This is a genomic window from Achromobacter sp. FW305-C-28 (genome assembly GCF_058783235.1).
Map to the genome: position 1 here is coordinate 201,622 of NZ_JBYSYL010000010.1, position 16,328 is coordinate 217,949.

At 65.0% G+C, this 16,328-nt stretch carries 14 protein-coding genes and 1 tRNA gene; 8 read left to right on the forward strand and 7 right to left on the reverse strand.

Features of this window, described 5'->3' with window-relative positions:
• Position 1 precedes the first annotated feature (1 nt).
• On the forward strand, positions 2–1,462 hold the full coding sequence (locus AC3WMR_RS23245; protein WP_492265044.1) for an ABC transporter permease subunit: 1,461 nt from the start codon (positions 2–4) through the stop codon (positions 1,460–1,462).
• A 57-nt stretch (positions 1,463–1,519) separates the two neighbouring features.
• Entirely contained in the window at positions 1,520–3,688 is a 2,169-nt protein-coding gene (locus tag AC3WMR_RS23250; RefSeq protein WP_492265043.1) for a TonB-dependent receptor, read from the forward strand.
• Positions 3,689–3,692: 4 nt separating this feature from the next.
• Here AC3WMR_RS23250 and AC3WMR_RS23255 read toward each other — a convergent pair whose 3' ends face one another.
• The 4 genes from AC3WMR_RS23255 to AC3WMR_RS23270 form a co-directional block, all read right to left on the reverse strand.
• Complete coding sequence (locus AC3WMR_RS23255) at positions 3,693–4,889, reverse strand: MFS transporter (RefSeq protein WP_492265042.1); 1,197 nt, start codon at positions 4,887–4,889, stop codon at positions 3,693–3,695.
• Between the two features lie 223 nt (positions 4,890–5,112).
• The gene (locus tag AC3WMR_RS23260) at positions 5,113–6,363 is read right to left on the reverse strand and encodes a type II toxin-antitoxin system HipA family toxin (RefSeq protein WP_492265041.1); all 1,251 of its coding nucleotides are present in this window, start codon (positions 6,361–6,363) and stop codon (positions 5,113–5,115) included.
• An 8-nt stretch (positions 6,364–6,371) separates the two neighbouring features.
• Entirely contained in the window at positions 6,372–6,629 is a 258-nt protein-coding gene (locus AC3WMR_RS23265) for a helix-turn-helix domain-containing protein (RefSeq protein WP_492265040.1), read from the reverse strand.
• Positions 6,630–6,796: 167 nt separating this feature from the next.
• Positions 6,797–7,189, reverse strand: coding sequence for a tautomerase family protein (locus AC3WMR_RS23270; RefSeq protein WP_492265039.1), 393 nt, complete (start codon positions 7,187–7,189; stop codon positions 6,797–6,799).
• Positions 7,190–7,290: 101 nt separating this feature from the next.
• On the opposite strand from AC3WMR_RS23270, the gene AC3WMR_RS23275 reads away from it, so the two are divergent.
• Positions 7,291–8,169, forward strand: coding sequence for a LysR family transcriptional regulator (locus AC3WMR_RS23275; protein WP_492265038.1), 879 nt, complete (start codon positions 7,291–7,293; stop codon positions 8,167–8,169).
• A gap of 72 nt (positions 8,170–8,241) precedes the next feature.
• On the opposite strand, the gene htpG is transcribed toward AC3WMR_RS23275, so the two are convergent.
• A complete protein-coding gene (htpG, locus tag AC3WMR_RS23280) occupies positions 8,242–10,140 on the reverse strand; it encodes a molecular chaperone HtpG (RefSeq protein ID WP_492265037.1) in 1,899 nt (632 codons plus the stop codon).
• A gap of 121 nt (positions 10,141–10,261) precedes the next feature.
• Positions 10,262–11,662, reverse strand: coding sequence for a DKNYY domain-containing protein (locus AC3WMR_RS23285; RefSeq protein ID WP_492265036.1), 1,401 nt, complete (start codon positions 11,660–11,662; stop codon positions 10,262–10,264).
• A gap of 169 nt (positions 11,663–11,831) precedes the next feature.
• Here AC3WMR_RS23285 and AC3WMR_RS23290 point away from each other — a divergent pair, with 169 nt between their 5' ends.
• The 4 genes from AC3WMR_RS23290 (at position 11,832) to AC3WMR_RS23305 (ending at position 14,566) form a co-directional block, all read left to right on the forward strand.
• Positions 11,832–13,223 (forward strand): nucleobase:cation symporter-2 family protein, encoded by a 1,392-nt coding sequence (locus AC3WMR_RS23290; RefSeq protein ID WP_175191751.1) that lies wholly within the window; start codon positions 11,832–11,834, stop codon positions 13,221–13,223.
• Positions 13,224–13,393: 170 nt separating this feature from the next.
• Positions 13,394–13,478: transfer RNA gene (locus AC3WMR_RS23295), tRNA-Leu, on the forward strand.
• A gap of 369 nt (positions 13,479–13,847) precedes the next feature.
• Positions 13,848–14,129, forward strand: a complete 282-nt coding sequence (locus AC3WMR_RS23300) for a type II toxin-antitoxin system HigB family toxin (protein ID WP_492265035.1) — start codon at positions 13,848–13,850, stop codon at positions 14,127–14,129.
• Complete coding sequence (locus AC3WMR_RS23305; protein ID WP_492265034.1) at positions 14,117–14,566, forward strand: helix-turn-helix domain-containing protein; 450 nt, start codon at positions 14,117–14,119, stop codon at positions 14,564–14,566. The genes AC3WMR_RS23300 and AC3WMR_RS23305 overlap by 13 nt, the downstream gene beginning before the upstream one ends.
• A 46-nt stretch (positions 14,567–14,612) precedes the next feature.
• Here the strand turns inward: AC3WMR_RS23305 and AC3WMR_RS23310 are convergent, their stop codons facing one another.
• Positions 14,613–14,936, reverse strand: coding sequence for a YXWGXW repeat-containing protein (locus AC3WMR_RS23310; RefSeq protein ID WP_492265033.1), 324 nt, complete (start codon positions 14,934–14,936; stop codon positions 14,613–14,615).
• Between the two features lie 289 nt (positions 14,937–15,225).
• Here AC3WMR_RS23310 and AC3WMR_RS23315 point away from each other — a divergent pair, with 289 nt between their 5' ends.
• Positions 15,226–16,242 carry an amino acid ABC transporter substrate-binding protein gene (locus tag AC3WMR_RS23315; RefSeq protein ID WP_492265032.1) on the forward strand — a complete coding sequence of 339 codons (1,017 nt, stop codon included), beginning with the start codon at positions 15,226–15,228 and terminating at the stop codon, positions 16,240–16,242.
• The last annotated feature ends 86 nt before the right edge of the window (positions 16,243–16,328 follow it).

A 16,328-nucleotide genomic window follows, 5' to 3' on the forward strand; every position in this document is an offset into this window, starting at 1 on the left:
GGTGCACGCCCGACAATCCCGCCGCTACGCCCTGGTGCTGCGGCACGAACTGCGCCTGTTGACCCGCGAGCGCGCCCTGTGGCTGTGCGGATTGCTGTTCCTGCTGCTGGTGGCCTATGCCGTCTTCAACGGCCTGTGGCAGACCTCGCTGCGCGACGAGGCCCAGGCCGCGCTGGTGCGCGCCGATGCGCAGGCCCGCGCCGGCCAGCTGGCGCAGCTGAACCGCATCATGGACGGCCGCGAAACGCCCACGCCGTTCGGCAACCCCGCCAGCCCCGCCAACATGGGCGGCGGCCTGGGCGCGCATTACGCCGTCATGCCCAGCGTGGCCCTGGCGCCGGTGGCGCTGGGCCAGACCGATCTGTTTCCGTCGCAATTCAAGGTGACCTACCAAAGCAAGGTCAACTTCATCCACAACAACGATATCGAGAACCCCTGGCACCTGCTCAGCGGGCATTTCGACCTGGCATTCGTGGTGGTCTACCTGCTGCCGCTGCTGATCTTTGCGCTGAGCTACAACCTGCTGTCGGGCGAGAAAGAAGACGGCACCTTGCGGCTGCTGTTGTCCCAACCCCTGGCGCTGCTGACGCTGATCGCCGGCAAGATCTCGCTGCGCGCCGCCGTGCTGCTGGGGGCCGCGGTGCTGTTGCCCATGGCGGCCCTGCTGCTGGTGCGCCCCCAGGCCCTGCACACGATCGGCACGACACTGTGGTGGGCGCTGCTGGTCGGCGCCTATGCGCTGTTCTGGTTTGCCGCCGTGGTGGCCGTCAATGCCTTCGGCAAATCGTCGGCGGCCAATGCCATGATCCTGATGGTGGGTTGGGTGCTGCTGGTGCTGGTGGCGCCGGTGCTGCTGAACCTGGCCGCCGCCTTCGCCAGCCCCGCGCCGTCACGCGCCGAACTCGCCACCCGCACGCGTGTCGCCACCGCACTGGCCATGCGCGACAACGCCGCGCTGCTGTCCACCGACTACCAGCACATGGACAAGCCCGACGTGCTGATCCCCCGCGACGGCCGCCTGGAGATCACCGGCCGGCCCATGGGCCAGGCCCGCGTCGAGCGCCAGGTGGACGAGGCCATGCAGCCCGAGCTGGACCGTTTCGACGCCCAGCTGGCCCGCCAGCAAACGCTGGTGGCGCGCTACAGCGTGCTGTCGCCCGCCGCCGTCGCCTACGAGGGCATCACCGCCCTGGCCGGCACCGGCCAACGCCGCCATGCCCATTTCATGAAACAGATCGACGCCTACCACCAGGCCTGGAAGGACTTTTTCCTGCCCCGCATCGAAGCCGGCCGCGCCATCGCACCCGAAGACTTCGCGGCCATGCCGGTGTTTCGCTGGCAGGAAGAGGACCCCGGCATCGTGCGCGCCCAGGCGGTGCGGGCGCTGCTGCAACTGTTGGCGCCCACGGTGCTGCTGCTGGCCCTGGCCGGCTGGCGCCTGCGCCGCTACCGGGTCGTCTAGCGCCGGCCCACGCCCAAGACACGCTGTCCCCCCCTTCAAGCCCAACGGGAAAGAGTCATGAGGAAAGTCGTATCCACCGCCGCCTTCGCGGCGTGCGCCGCCGTGCCCGGCGTCCAGGCACAGGAACCCGAGCTGCCCGCCATCCGCGTGGAAGCCGCCAGCGAAGCCGATGGCCTGCGGCTGGATTCGCGCAGCAGCACCGCGTCGCGCCTGGGCCTGACCCTGCGAGAAACGCCCGCGTCCGTCGAAATCCTGTCGCAGCAGACGCTGCGCGAGCGCGGCGCCAGCACGCTCAGCGACGCGCTGCGCGGCGCCACGGGCCTGGCCGGCGGCGGCCCGCCGTCCTCGCCCACCACGCTGTCTTCGCGCGGCTTCACCGACATCCTGTACCTGTACGACGGCCTGCGCATGTCCGGCGCCGGTTCGACCAACCGGGTCGAAGACACCTGGAACTACGAACGCATCGAAGTCCTGAAAGGCCCCGCATCCGTGTTGCAGGGCGACAGCGCCATCGGCGGCATCGTCAACTTCCAGACCAAGCGACCCGACCGCGACAATCCCAGCCGCGAAGCCATGTTCTCGTATGGCAGCTACGGCAGCACGCGCACCGGCATCGGCCTGGGCGACAACTTCGGTGAAACCGGTGCCTATCGCATCGACTACAGCCACAACGACTCGCGCGTCGGCACCATCGACCGCGACAGCAACAAACTGGACCACCTGACCACCGGCATCGCTTTCGACGTGGCGCCCGCCACCCGCCTGGACCTGTCGTTCGACTACTCGCGCGACACCGGCCATGCCTACTGGGGCACGCCGCTGGTGCCGCGCAGCGTTGCCCGCGACCCGACCGGCGTGGTCAGCACACCCGACGGCCGCGTGCTGGACCGCAGCCTGGCCCGCAACAACTACAACGTGCTGGACGACCGCAACGAAGCCGAAGCCTACTGGCTGCGCGCCCGCGTGACCCACACGCTGACGCCCGCCTGGACCCTGCGCAACGAATTCGCGATGAACAAGGTCGACCGGCTGTGGAAGAACTCGGAATCCGCCACCTACAGCGCCCCCGGCTTCATCGACCGCGACCAGACCATCATCACGCACCACCAGCGTTACCTGATCGACCGCTTCGACGCCACCCACAGCGGCACGATTGCGGGGCTGTCGAATAAATTCGTGGTGGGCGGCGAACTCAGCAAGACCAGCCTGGACAGCGAACGGCGCTTCTCCAACCGCAGCGCGTCCACCGCCGATGCGCTGCGGGTGTCGCTGCGCAACCCTGCCGTCGGCGACTTCAACGATGACCCGGCGCTGATGAGCGGCCCCGGTAACCGCACCGACTTCACCACCGACGTGCGCGGCGCGGCGTTCTTCCTGGAAGACTCGCTCAAGCTGGCCGAGCCCTGGACGGTGGTGGCCGGCTACCGCTACGACCGCATCCGCGTCGATCGCAGCGTGACGGACCTGAACGTGGGCAGCCGCAGCGAATTCGGCACCCGCTATTCCGCCAACTCGGCGCGCCTGGGCACCGTCTTCGACCTGACGCCGTCGTCGTCCGTGTATGCCCAGTACACCAACGCCACCATTCCGGTGGGCTCGCTGTTCCTGCTATCGCAGGCCAACGCCTCGTATCCGCTGGCCAAGGGCGAACAATGGGAAGCCGGCTTCAAACAGACGCTGGAAAACGTCGAATGGACCGCGGCGGTCTATCACATCAAGCTGGAAAACGTGTTGTCGCGCGACCAGAACGATGCGCGCCTGACGGTCAACAACGGCCGCCAATCGTCGCGCGGCGTGGAACTGTCGGCCGACTGGCGCGTCACGCCCCAGTTCACGCTGTCGGGCAACGTTGCGGTGCTGAACGCGCGCTTCGATTCCCTGACCGAGGCCGATGGCGCATCTCGCGTGGGCAACACCCCGCCCAACGTGCCCGAGCGGGTGGCCAACCTGTACGCCAACTACCGGCTGGCGGACCTGCCGATGAACCTCTTCGTGGGCCTGAACCACACGGGCAAGATCTACACCGACAACGCCAACCAGATCCGCATCAACAGCCACACCACCGTCGATGCCGCGATCAGCTACCGCATCCGGCCCGCCCTCTTGACCTTCCGGGTACGCAACCTGACGGACCGGCTGTATGCCTATTACGGCGGCCGGGCCACCAGCCAGGTGCTGCTGGCGCCGGGCCGCACGTATGAGCTGGGGGCTACGTTCGAGTTCTGACCGATCAGCAGCCTTGCACCGCCAGCCGGCGACGCTGGTTGGCGGCGCGCTGCACCAGCACCAGGGCCAGGCCGGCCGTGGCGATGACCGCACCGGCGATCGGCACGGCGGCATAGCCCAGGCCCGCCGAAATCACCGCGCCGCCCGCAGCCGCCCCCACCGCATTACCCAGGTTGAAGGCGCCCACGTTCACCGACGACGCCAGGCCAGGCGCATCCGTCGCGGCGCGCATCACGCCCATCTGCAACGGCGGCACCACCGCGAACGTCGCCACACCGAAGATCAGCAGCGAAATCGCCGCGCCGACCGACGTCTGGCCGATCCACGGAAACGCCAGCAGGTCGATGATGACGATCACCAGGAACGTGATCAGCGTGCCGTCCAGCGAGCGGTCGGCCATGCGGCCGCCCAGGCCGTTGCCCAGCGTGAAGCCCAGGCCGATCAGCACCAGCATCCCGGTAATGAAGGCAGGCGATGCGCCGGTGATGTCCGCCAGCGTCGGCGCGATGTAGGTGTACAGCGTGAACATGGCGCCCGCGCCCAGCACAGTGGTCAGCAGCGCCAGCAGCACGACGGGGCTCTTCAGCACGGCCAGTTCATGGCGCACATTGGGACGGCGGCCCGCTTCGCCCGAAGGCAGCGCGAACCACAGCGACAGCATGGCAACCAGGCCCAGCACGGCGGTCGCGGCAAACGACATGCGCCAGCCGATCACCTGGCCCAGCCATGTCGCGGCGGGTACGCCGCCCACGTTGGCAATCGTCAGCCCCATGAACATGGTCGCCACCGCGCTCGCCTGCTTGTGGCGCGGCACCACGCTGGCCGCCACCAGCGACCCCAGGCCGAAGAACGCGCCGTGGTTCAGGCTGGTCACCAGACGCGCGAGCAGCAGCGTCGTGTAATTGGGCGACAGCGCCGACAGGATGTTGCCGAGGGTGAAGATCGCCATCAGCAGAATCAGCGCCTTGCGCCGCGACCAGCGCGAAAACGCGAGCGTCATCAACGGCGCGCCCACCATCACGCCGATGGCGTAGGCGCTGATCAACATGCCGGCGCTGGGAATCGACACTCCCACGCCGTCGGCAATCACGGGCAGCAGGCCCATGGGGGAAAATTCGGTCACGCCGATGCCGAAGGCGCCGACGGCCAGCGCCAGCAACGGCAAGCCGGCTTTGACCGGCGGGGATTCATGGATAGACATGCGGGTTCCTTGGAGGGATTGCGCCGACCGGACGGTTCAGGGGCGATCCAGCTACATCAGCCGGCACCTAGGGAAAACCCGATCGGAAGACAGGCGCCCAGTATGCCGGGGATACCCTTGCGGAAAAAGCGACTAAACGGGGAAACACTTTTGACCTGGAGTCATGAATGGCGGGGGGGCAGGCCAACCTGCACCGGGGAAGTCGGACCGCCCCCCTGACCACTCAGGCCGACAGCCCCCACCGCTTGGCGTGCTTGCGGGTATTGGTCCGAATCCATAGCCCCAGGCGATCGATCAGCGTGGTTTCAGTACCTGCCATCGCCTGTCCTCGCAGCGCGGCCTGTACCGGTTCCAAGGCGGCGAGCAACGCATCTATCAGCGCCTGCGCCACCCCCATCACATAGCGAGGGCCGAAACCCAGATCCCGCGTCATCGCCAGCACCTGCTCCGGGCCGATATTGCCCGGCTTTGTTTCGCCGCCCACCGCAAACGCAAAATTGCGCGCAAGCCCGGGATACATCGCCGTGCACATCAGGTCATAGAACGGCGCCAGATGATAGCGACCGTCGGGCATCAGCAACACCGACAGGTTCTTGGCGTGGCTATCGTTGTTGCCCACGCACAGATTGAACAGCACCCACTGCAGGAACCGTTTCAGGTCGAACGGCCCCACGGCCATTCGAACCAGCAGATCGCGGCACTGTGCCAGCGACGGGCCGCCGTCGGCTTCATACTTCATGTCGGACGGCTTGCCTGCCAATTGGCATAAATCCAGCTGATGCAGGCGCAACAAGCCGCCCTCGCCATCCGGCGCCCGGTCGTAGCGCCTGATCAAACAAGCCCGCGTGTCGGGTTGCAAGGCGGCCTCGGCGACTCCCAGCCCCAACCGCGCAGCCAATTGCATCACCAACGTCTCGTTCAACGCCGATGCCCACACCGAGGCGAAGCCCCGGATATCCGGCTTAAGGATGTGCGAAGACGGCGCCGCGCCCTCGGGTATCGCGGGTGAGCCGTCGGGCATCACGGTCACCAGCAACTTGTCCTGCGCCCCGGCCAGCGAAATGCGTGCTCCGTCTGCATTCTCGGCGACCAGCGCCGGTATGGCCGTATCTTGCAAGCGCGTGGCGATATCCCTCCATGTCGCCGCGCGATATCGCGCCGGTGCGGGGCGTTCGCCCTGTGGCAGTATCGTCAAGCCGCTGGCCGTATCCCCCCCCACGCTGCCCAGCAAGCCGAACACCGTTGTGGCGTGGCGGCTGACCTGCAGGAAGCGACGGATCGAGCCTTCGGGCAGCAGGTTTTCAAAAAAGGCATGTACCGCGGCATCCGTGTGGTCGCCGACGCGCAGCGTCACCTCGGGCGAGATCGCATGCGCATCGGGCCACTGCAACCAGGCATCGTCGTAGACGAAGCGCAACGGCCGTTCGTCGAACAAGCGGCCCACCCGACGATCGGCCTGGTAGACATTCAGCACATCGACTCTCATGACCGGCCCACGCGCTTGGGCCGGATCAACACCTCCAAGCCCATCAGATCCAGCAGGTCCAGCACCTTCTGCAACTGCAAGGTGGGTTTGCCGCGCTCCAGGTCGACCACGAAGCGGTTGCCGCTGCCCGACAGGCCTGCAAGGTCCGTTTGCAGCAGGCCCTGCTCGCGCCGCAGGCTTCTCACCAGCTCGCCCAAGTCAGCGGCGGTGCGGATCGTGGCAGGGACATCATTGGCGAACGATGACGCTGACATGAGGCACTCCAAAATTACCGTTCGGTAAGTTTATGCCTATTCAGCTCAAAAATCCCAACAAAATTACCGATCGGTAATTTTTATCAAGATTTTGCTCGTTCAAGTCGAAAAAATTACCGAACGGGAATAATTTGCACGCTCCCCTCTAGGCAAACGCCGCCCGCCCGTCACCCGTGCTGATACCGCCACTCCTGCGTCACGCCCCCATACCCGTATGCCGTTGGCCGGCAGTCCGCGACGTGGATGCTTGAATGCGGGTGCACGTTGCCCAATAAGCCGGCCAGCAGTTCATAGGCCGCCTTGTGATAATCCGCCTTTTCACCGCGGGTATTGGTTTCGCCCGTGATCGTGACCTCAAGCTGGAACGAGTTCCTGCCCTCTTCGGCCAGCGACCGCCCAGCCACGAACCATTGATCGGCCGGCACGTACTGCACGATGACGCGGGTACGCGCGCGCTCTTTCTTCAGCACGTCGCAGGTGAGTTGGGTCAGTTGTTCCACCAGTTGACGGGTAAGCGCCGCGTTGGGGTGGCCAGACACGATGACATTGATACCAGGCATGTTTGCTCCTTGTTGAACCGTGAGCCGCCAGTGTCGGCTGCCTCTTGTTCACGGAAAAGCGGGAAGTTATGCTGACATCTATCGGAAAAACAGGCAGATAGATGTCACGCCTTCTGGATCTGGAGCTTCTCAATACCCTGGTGGTGGTTGCCGATGCAGGCAGCCTGTCGGCCGCGGCGCCCCGGTTGTACCGGTCCCAATCGGCGATCAGCGACCAGGTGCGCAAGCTGGAACAGCTATGCGGCGTCTCGCTGCTGGTGCGCGCCAAGACGGGAACCCGCCTGACCCCGGCGGGCGAACGGCTGGTGGCGCATGCGCAAAAGCTGCTGTCGCTCAGCGACGCGGCCTGGCGCGACATGCAGGGCGCCCAATTGACGGGCGACCTGCGCCTGGCCATCACGGATTATTTCCGGCCGCACGCGTTGCCGATCATCATTCGGCACATCCGCGAACAGTTTCCGCAGCTACGCCTGCATGTCGGCATCCGCAAGAGCGCCTGGATCGAGCAGGAGGCCAATGCCGCCAGTTTCGACATCGGCGTCTCGATGACGATTCTGCACACCGGCCATTCGCCGAACGACGCCCCCTCGGAACGCATCAAACTGCGCCGTGAACCCCTGCACTGGATCGCCGACCGGTCGTTCGCCTTGCCGCCCGCCGGCCAGACACTGGGCCTGATCGTGTTGCCGGACACCTGCTCGCTGCAACGGTTTGCCGTGCATACCCTGGACGCGGCCGGCGTTGCCTACAGCATCGAGCACACGGCGTCCGACATCGGCGGCTTGCACCTGGCGCTGGCGGCGGGATTGGGAATCGCCTGCCTGAACGCGTCCGCGGTTCCCGCTACCGCGATGGCCGTGGAAGGCGACCCCCGGCTGCCCGCGCTACCGGATGTCGAGTTCAGCCTAGCACCGCCGCGCAGACAGGAGCCGGCTTTCATCTCCGACGTCAGGGACATGCTTGCCGCGCATCTGCGCTGAACAAGCGCATGCCGTGTGCAGCAATGAAAAATGGCGCCCGGACTCGGGCGCCATTTCCGGGCAGACTGCCGCTTACTTCAGCAGCAACGCATTCAACCGCTTCACGAACGCCGCCGGGTCAGCGATCTGGGCGCCTTCGGCCAAGAGCGCCTGGTCGAGCAGCAGGCGGGCCCACTGGTCGAACTCGCCGTCATCGGCCGCGCGAATGCGGGCCAGCAGCGGGTGTTCGGGGTTGATTTCCAGCACCGGCTTCACGTTGGGCGCTTCCTGGCCGGCGGCCTTGAGCATGCGCAGCAGGTGCGGGCTGAGTTCGTTCTGGCCTACCACCACGCAGGCCGGCGAATCCACCAGGCGCAGCGTCACGCGCACTTCCTTGACCTGGTCTTCCAGCGTCTTTTGCAGGCGCTCGACCAGCGGCTTGAAGTCTTCGGCGACTTCGGCCTGGTGCTTCTTTTCTTCTTCGTCGGCCAGTTCGGCCAGGTCCAGGCCGCCCTTGGCCACCGACACCAGCGACTTGCCGTCGAATTCGCGCAGGTACGACAGCATCCATTCGTCGACGCGGTCGGACAACAGCAGCACTTCGATGCCCTTCTTGCGGAAGATTTCCAGGTGCGGGCTGTTGCTGGCCGCCGCGAACGTGTCCGCCGTGACGTAGTAGATCTTGTCCTGGCCTTCCTTCATGCGCGCCACGTAGTCGGCAAACGACACGGTCTGCGCCTGGTCACCGCTGTGGGTCGACGCAAAGCGCAGCAACTTGGCGATACGTTCCAGGTTGGGTTGGTCTTCGCCCGCGCCTTCTTTCAGCACCTGCCCGAATTCCGACCAGAACGTGGCGTAGTCTTGCGGCTTGTTCTCGGCCAGGTCTTCCAGCAGCGACAGGATGCGCTTGGCCGACCCTTCGCGAATGGCGCGCACGTCGCGGCTTTCCTGCAGGATTTCGCGCGACACGTTCAGCGGCAGATCCGCCGAATCGATCACCCCGCGCACAAAGCGCAGGTACGACGGCAACAGCTGGTCGGCGTCGTCCATGATGAACACGCGCTTGACGTACAGCTTCACGCCGCGGCGGCCGTCGCGGTCCCACAGGTCCATCGGTGCGTGCTTGGGCACGTACAGCAGCTGGGTGTATTCGCTGCGGCCTTCGACGCGGTTGTGCGTCCAGGCCAGGGGATCGTCGTAGTCGTGCGAGACCGTCTTGTAGAACTCGCGGTATTGCTCTTCTGTCACGTCCGACTTGCTGCGGGCCCACAGCGCATTGGCCTGGTTCACCGTTTCCAGTTCGTCTTGCTTGACCTGCTCGCCCTTCTCCGCATCCCATTCTTCCTTGGCCATGCGGATCGGCAGCGAGATGTGGTCGGAATAGCGGCGCAGAATCTCGCGCAGCTTCCAGCCGTTGAGCAGTTCATCTTCGTCGGCGCGCAGGTGCAGCGTCACGTCGGTGCCGCGCGTGGCTTTTTCGGCCGCGGCAATCGTGAATTCGCCCTGGCCGTCGGATTCCCAGCGGATGGCGTCCGTGGCCCCTGCGCGGCGGCTGATCACCGTGACCTTGTCGGCCACGATGAACGACGAATAAAAGCCCACGCCGAACTGGCCGATCAGTTGCGCGTCTTTCTGCTTGTCGCCGGTCAGTTGCGAGAAAAATTCACGGGTGCCGGAACGGGCGATGGTGCCCAGATTGGCCACCGCTTCGTCGCGCGACAGGCCAATGCCGTTGTCGGAAATCGTGACCGTGCGCGCGTCCTTGTCGTAGCTGACCGTGATGGCCAGCTCGCTGTCGCCTTCGAGCAGCGCCGGCTGGTCGATGGCTTCGAAGCGCAGCTTGTCGCAGGCGTCCGACGCGTTCGACACCAGCTCGCGCAGGAAGATTTCCTTGTTGCTGTACAGCGAATGGATCATCAGGTGCAGCAGTTGCTTCACCTCGGCCTGGAATCCCAGGGTTTCGGACGGGGACGACGCGGCGTTTTGGCTCATAGTTCTACGTGAAGGTCTAAAAAATTAGGGACAAAAGAAACCGGTTACCGGGACGAAGCGCCCGCGCGGTTTCCGGGAAACCCTGCTGTGATGGGGGCCATCGGCCACTTTTCAAGGCCGATCAGAAAATGCCCCAGGACTTGCGGTAGCGCGTCTTGGCTTCCAGTATTTCCTCGCCCTCGATCGCGGCCATTTTGCCGTCGCGAATCAGCTTGCGAATATCGTCTGCCCGGATCTGCAAGGTCTGCTGCGAGCGCAGCAGGAAATCGGCGGTGGCCGGGTCCAGGATGCGGTAGATAGGGCTGAAGACCAGTTGGGTCGCACCCAGCTCGTCAAAATAATAAAGCGCGTCGCCATGGCGCCAGACCGAGCCGAAGCGGTGATATACGTCGCCCAGTTTCTGCCATTGGCCGCCCGGCGCTGGCGTCATCCGGTAGATCAGAGTCGACCGCGAAATCAGCCCGCCGCTGCTGCGAGACCGATACCAGGATTCCTTGCCCCGAAGAAACAGCACCTGCCGACCATCTGAAAATACAAACGGCGACAGCGCGGTAAACGCCCCCGACGCAAATGGATCATCGCCGGCCCGCTCGACCTGCCGGGTCTGGCTGTTATAGAAATAAATGCCATCCTTGCCGGCAAACAAGGCCTGATTGACGTGGCCGCCTTTTTCGCTGATCAAGCGGTAAGGCGCCCGCGCCGCATCGAACGCCTGCGCGCCGACATACACCATGCCGTCACGCGGGTCGCGCAGATAACGCTGGCGGTCCAGGCCGTCGACCTGAAACGCATACAGGCCCGGGGCGTCCGACAGCGGCAGCAGCGTCTCGCGGTAATACACGTGGCGGCCATCAGCAAAGAATTGATCGCCCGGCCGCGTCTCGCCATCTTGCCGCGACGCGATCCGCCGCAACGTCGCCGGGTTGGCCTGCGGCATTTCCGTGCCTTCGTAGAACACCCGCGCGCCGTCGGTGGCCAGCTCGCGCTCGAGCAGCGGCCGGTACGGCTGCGAACTGGCCGGCAAGGCCTTGAACGGATAAAGGTAGGTCTGGGGCTTCTCGCCCCGGCCCGCGCTGAACAATATCTGCTGCCACACTTGCCGCACGCCACCCAATGCCTCGTTCGACTCGGAGTGGAAGGCGCAGAAATAGGTGATCGTGCCATCCGTGAAGTAGCTGTTGCCCAGGAACCTGGCCGACGCCGGCTTCATATCCGGCAGGATCTGATTGCCGCAATACACGTGGCGGCTATCGCGCCCCGCCTGGCGGCCATCGTAGGTGCGCGTTTCAAAGGCATCGAAACTTGCCGGGTCCGCCGCATCCATCCGGTAATACCCATTGCTGGGCACGGCCGCGTAGATGGCGCCCTGATATCGCTTGTAGATACTGCTGCGATAGGACTCGCCCTTGTCGACAGCGACAAAGTCGTCGTTGTCGTTGATCACCAGAAACAGCAGGCTCATTGGCAAACCGGCAATCAGCAAGGCGCAAACGATCGCGATCCATCTGGTGCGTTTCTGCATGGTTTTCGGCCAGGAAGGCCCGGTGCGAAGGTCGGGTTGATGGCCGGAAATTCTATCAAGCCGATCCGCCCCGGATTATCCGATCGTTGATCGCACAAGGCGCATCGCCGCCTTCCCCGCTAAAATCCCGCACTTTCTTCCATCCCCCCACCTTGCCGGCCCCTCCGCCATGCAACCCGCCTCCCTGACCCAACCCGCCTCCCACGGCGCCGCCGACGACGCCGAGCCCAGCCACGACCTGGTCTACGGCCCCGACGACCGCCCCGCCGCCCCCGTCGCCTTCGTCGCCGCCTTGCAGCACCTGCTGGCCATCCTGGTGCCCATCGTCACCCCCGGCCTGCTCATCTGCCAGGCCCTGGGCGTCAGCAGCCGCGACACCACCCTGATCGTGTCCATGTCGCTGGTCATCTCCGGCATCGCGACGTTCGTCCAGTGCAAGCGCTTCGGCCCCCTGGGAGCCGGCCTGCTCATCGTGCAGGGCACCAGCTTCAACTTCGTCGGCCCGCTGATCGCCGGCGGCTCGGTGATGGTCAAGCAAGGCACCCCGGTCGAAGCCGTCATGGCCGCGATCTTCGGCGTCGTCATTGCCGGGTCCTTCGTGGAAATGGGCATCAGCCGCATCCTGCCCTTCGTCAAACGCCTGATCACCCCGCTGGTCACCGGCATCGTGGTGCTGCTGATCGGCCTGACCCTCATCAAGGTCGGCCTCATCAGCATGGGCGGCGGATTCGGCGCCATGGCCAGCGGCACCTTCGCCAGCGCCGAGAACCTGACGCTGTCCGGCCTGGTGCTGGGCACCATCATCCTGCTGAACCGCGTGCCGGTCGTCTGGATCCGCAGCACCGCCCTGGTCCTGGCCCTGGCCGTCGGCTACATCGCCGCCGCCTACATGGGCCGCCTGGACTTCACCGGCGCCCGCGAAGCCGCGCTGTTCCAGGTCCCCATGCCCCTGCACTTCGGCCTGGGCTTCTCGTGGGCCCTGTTCGTGCCCATGCTGATCATCTACCTGGTCACGTCCCTGGAAGCCATCGGCGACGTCACCGCCACCAGCAAGGTGTCCAAGCAGCCGGTCGAAGGCCCGCTGTGGATGCAGCGCATCAAGGGCGGCGTGCTGGTCAACGGCGCCAACTCGCTGCTGGCCGGTGTCTTCAATACGTTCCCCAGCTCGGTCTTCGCCCAGAACAACGGCGTCATCCAGCTCACCGGCATCGCCAGCCGCCACGTCGGCGTGTGGATCGCCGGCATGCTGATCCTGCTGGGCCTGTTCCCGTCGGTGGCCGGCGTGCTGCAAGCCGTGCCCGAACCCGTCCTGGGCGGCGCCGCCATGGTCATGTTCGGCGCGGTCGCCGCATCGGGCATCAACATCCTGGCCGGCATCCACCTGGACCGCCGCGCCCTGCTGATCATTGCCGTGTCCCTGGCCCTGGGCCTGGGCGTGTCGCAAGTGCCGGAAATCCTGTCGCACCTGCCGCATGCCGTGAAAAGCGTGCTGGAATCGGGCGTCGCTACGGGCGGCATCTGCGCGCTGGTGATGAACTGGTTCCTGCCCGAGAAGAAGTGAGCGGTGGCCGACTGGGCCTTGCGCGGCACTACGGCGCGCGGGCCGGGCAGGCCTGCGTTGCCAGGCGCCGGCCCGTCGCCTGACAATTTTTTCCAGACCGCATATAATCGCGGTCTTCGCTTCTCCCGCAGCCGTCCTCAAGTAGCACCGGACGCGTTCGCGACCCCCTTGCCCGGGTGGTGAAATTGGTAGACGCAGGGGACTCAAAATCCCCCGCCGCAAGGCGTGCCGGTTCGATTCCGGCCCCGGGCACCATCAAGAATATTCCCCGTGATTGCCACGCCCTGTATCCCGACAGCTGGATACGGCGATCTCGTTGCGCGCACACTCGCGTCACGAACTCATCGAGACAATTCGGTCGGTTCACCTGATTCGATCCATCGCTCTGACCCATTGAAGCTCCAGTGTGTGCGTGTGAACGCACGCTGTAAAAAGCGCGCGCTATTTGTCACTCGGCCCGATTCAGGCGGCCGGAAATTCGGCAAACTTGGCGCCTCACGGGTGGACTTTGCCTTCCTGCACGTCGCTCCCCATCAACTCGCTCCTGCCGACTGCCCGGGCGTCTTTGTCGCGTCGTGCCATATCGGTTTTTGCTATTTTTATCTGCTTTTGCGATAATTCTCCATGCACATCATCTCCAAGCGATCGTTGCGTGAGTTCTGGCTGATCCATCCCGGGTCCACCAACTCCCTGCTTCATTGGCACACGACGCTGGAACACGCAGAAGCCGCTGATTTCTCGGCGCTGAAGGCGGTGTTCAACACGGTGGACTGGGTCGGCGGCTATGTGGTTTTCGACATAGGCGGCAACAAGTACCGCATCGTTGCCGATGTGGTGTTCCGATCGCAGACCGTCTTCATCAAGTACGTTTTCACGCATAAGGAGTACGACTCATGGAAGCCGTAATCCCCGACCTGACCGAAGTGGCTCGCAGCTATGCCGAATTCCGCGCGATCGCGGGCGTGGGTGCGATCCGCAATGAAGCGGACTACGGCCGAGCGCTTGCGCTGATCGAAGCGATCCTGGACAAGACACGTGGCACCCCAGCGCGAGAAGACCCCTCGCACCCGCTGGCGGATCTGCTGGATCTGCTGACGGCGGCAGTGCATGAGTACGAGGCCGATCACCACGCCATCCCGGCGTCATCGCCCCGCGAGGTGCTGCGCTTCCTGATGGATCAGCACGGGCTGAACCAATCCGACTTGCCTGAGGTGGGCAGCCAGAGCGTCATGTCCGAGATTCTGGCGGGCCGCCGGATGCTCAACACCCGCCAGATTGCCGCATTGGTCGAGCGCTTTCACGTTCGGGCGGATGCCTTCATAGAGCGCGCGGATGCGCATTGAGGGAGCGGTCCCGCCCCACAGCGACGGGCAGGACCTTTTCCCCCTCTCAATGCCGCCCCCACCTACCCTCGTAATACACCCAGTGCCCATGCCGCTGGCGCCATTCCGGGCCGTGGTACACGTACCCGCGCCGCGCCGGTAGCCACACGCCGCCGACCCAGGCATGGCGTCCGCCGACCCATTCCCAATGGCCGGGCGCCCAGACGTAGCCCACGCGGGGCGGCGGCACGACCTCGACCCGGGGTGGCGGCGGCGCCACGTCGATACTGATGGCCACGCTGGCCTGCGCGACGCCCGGCACGCTCAGCGCCCCCAAGGACAACACCACCGCGGCGCCCGCGGTCATCGCGGCTTTGATGAAGCTTTTCATAACGGTTTCTCCCTTGCAATCGCCGCGCCGGACGAGGCGGGCGCGGTGAGGCTAGTGTGCGCGGCGGGAATTATCGAAACGGTTACGCGGCGGGGGCTGGTGGTTTCAGGCGGTTTCGGTGGCGGGCCTGGCCCGGTGCGGTTCTGCCGCCCGTCCCCATAAATTCCGCCCAATGGATTTAACGGGAATTCCCCGATTCTCCGCCCCCACACCGGCCGATACCATTCGCCGCACTTCCGCCGGCTGGCGGGATGACATCCATACGTTGCGCCCCTCGCGCGGAGACACCATGAAAACTTTGACCACTGTCGCGGCAGGCGCCGCGTTGCTTCTTTCGTCGTGGGGCGCCAGCGCGGGCGTGACGTTCGAAAGCGTCAAGAACAAGGGCTTCGTCCAATGCGGCGTGTCCACCGGCGTGGCGGGGTTTTCGGTCAATGACAGCAAGGGCGGCTGGATGGGCCTGGACGTGGACCTGTGCCGTGCGCTGGCCGTGACCATGTTCGGCGACGCGTCCAAGGCCAAGATCATGGCCGTCAGCGCCGTGCAGCGCTTTACCGCCTTGCAGTCGGGCGAAGTGGACGTCCTGCCGCGCAACACCACCTTGTCCCTGACGCGCGACACCACGCTGGGCCTGATCGGCGTGGGCGTGAACTACTACGACAGCCAAGGCATCATGGTGAACAAGTCGCTGAACGTGAAAAGCGCCAAGGAACTTGATGGCGCCACCGTCTGCGTGCAGCCTGGCACCACCACCGAACTGAACCTGTCCGACTGGTTCCGTTCGAAGAACATCGTGTTCAAGCCCGTGGTGGTGGAGCGCCTGGACGAGATCATCCGCGCCTTCGCGGTGGGCCGCTGCGACGCCTTTACGGGCGACAAGTCGCAACTGGCGGCCGCCCGCACCAATCTGGCCAACCCTGAGCAGTACGACATCCTGCCCGAGAACTTCTCGAAGGAACCGCTGGGCCCGATGGTGCGCCAGGGCGACGAGCAATGGTTCAACGTGGTGCGCTGGACGATGTTCGCGATGCTGGAGGCGGAAGAGTATGGCGTGACGTCAAAGAACGTCGACGAGATGCTCAAAAGCACCAACCCGAACGTGCAGCGCCTTCTGGGCGTGACGCCGGGCATGGGCAAGAACCTGGGGGTGGATGACAAGTGGGCCTACAACGTCATCAAGACGATTGGCAATTACGGCGAAAGCTTCGAGAAGAACCTGGGCGAGACCAGCCCGCTGAAGCTGCCGCGCGGCCTGAATGCGTCTTACCGCAATGGCGGGTTGATGTACGGGTGGCCAGTACGTTAAGGACGTTTCCTCCCCAAAAAAGCGAGCGCCCTGTGCGCTCGTTTTTTTTGCCTGCCGCCTCGGTGACGCATGGCGCTGCGGGGCGC

Bases quoted from the DNA above. Each gene is read 5' to 3' on its own strand.
- AC3WMR_RS23250 (WP_492265043.1), top strand. From the start codon at position 1,520: ATGAGGAAAGTCGTATCCACCGCCGCCTTCGCGGCGTGCGCCGCCGTG.
- AC3WMR_RS23255 (WP_492265042.1), bottom strand. From the start codon at position 4,889: ATGTCTATCCATGAATCCCCGCCGGTCAAAGCCGGCTTGCCGTTGCTG.
- AC3WMR_RS23265 (WP_492265040.1), bottom strand. From the start codon at position 6,629: ATGTCAGCGTCATCGTTCGCCAATGATGTCCCTGCCACGATCCGCACC.
- AC3WMR_RS23270 (WP_492265039.1), bottom strand. From the start codon at position 7,189: ATGCCTGGTATCAATGTCATCGTGTCTGGCCACCCCAACGCGGCGCTT.
- AC3WMR_RS23275 (WP_492265038.1), top strand. From the start codon at position 7,291: ATGTCACGCCTTCTGGATCTGGAGCTTCTCAATACCCTGGTGGTGGTT.
- htpG (WP_492265037.1), bottom strand. From the start codon at position 10,140: ATGAGCCAAAACGCCGCGTCGTCCCCGTCCGAAACCCTGGGATTCCAG.
- AC3WMR_RS23285 (WP_492265036.1), bottom strand. From the start codon at position 11,662: ATGCAGAAACGCACCAGATGGATCGCGATCGTTTGCGCCTTGCTGATT.
- AC3WMR_RS23290 (WP_175191751.1), top strand. From the start codon at position 11,832: ATGCAACCCGCCTCCCTGACCCAACCCGCCTCCCACGGCGCCGCCGAC.
- AC3WMR_RS23300 (WP_492265035.1), top strand. From the start codon at position 13,848: ATGCACATCATCTCCAAGCGATCGTTGCGTGAGTTCTGGCTGATCCAT.
- AC3WMR_RS23305 (WP_492265034.1), top strand. From the start codon at position 14,117: ATGGAAGCCGTAATCCCCGACCTGACCGAAGTGGCTCGCAGCTATGCC.
- AC3WMR_RS23310 (WP_492265033.1), bottom strand. From the start codon at position 14,936: ATGAAAAGCTTCATCAAAGCCGCGATGACCGCGGGCGCCGCGGTGGTG.
- AC3WMR_RS23315 (WP_492265032.1), top strand. From the start codon at position 15,226: ATGAAAACTTTGACCACTGTCGCGGCAGGCGCCGCGTTGCTTCTTTCG.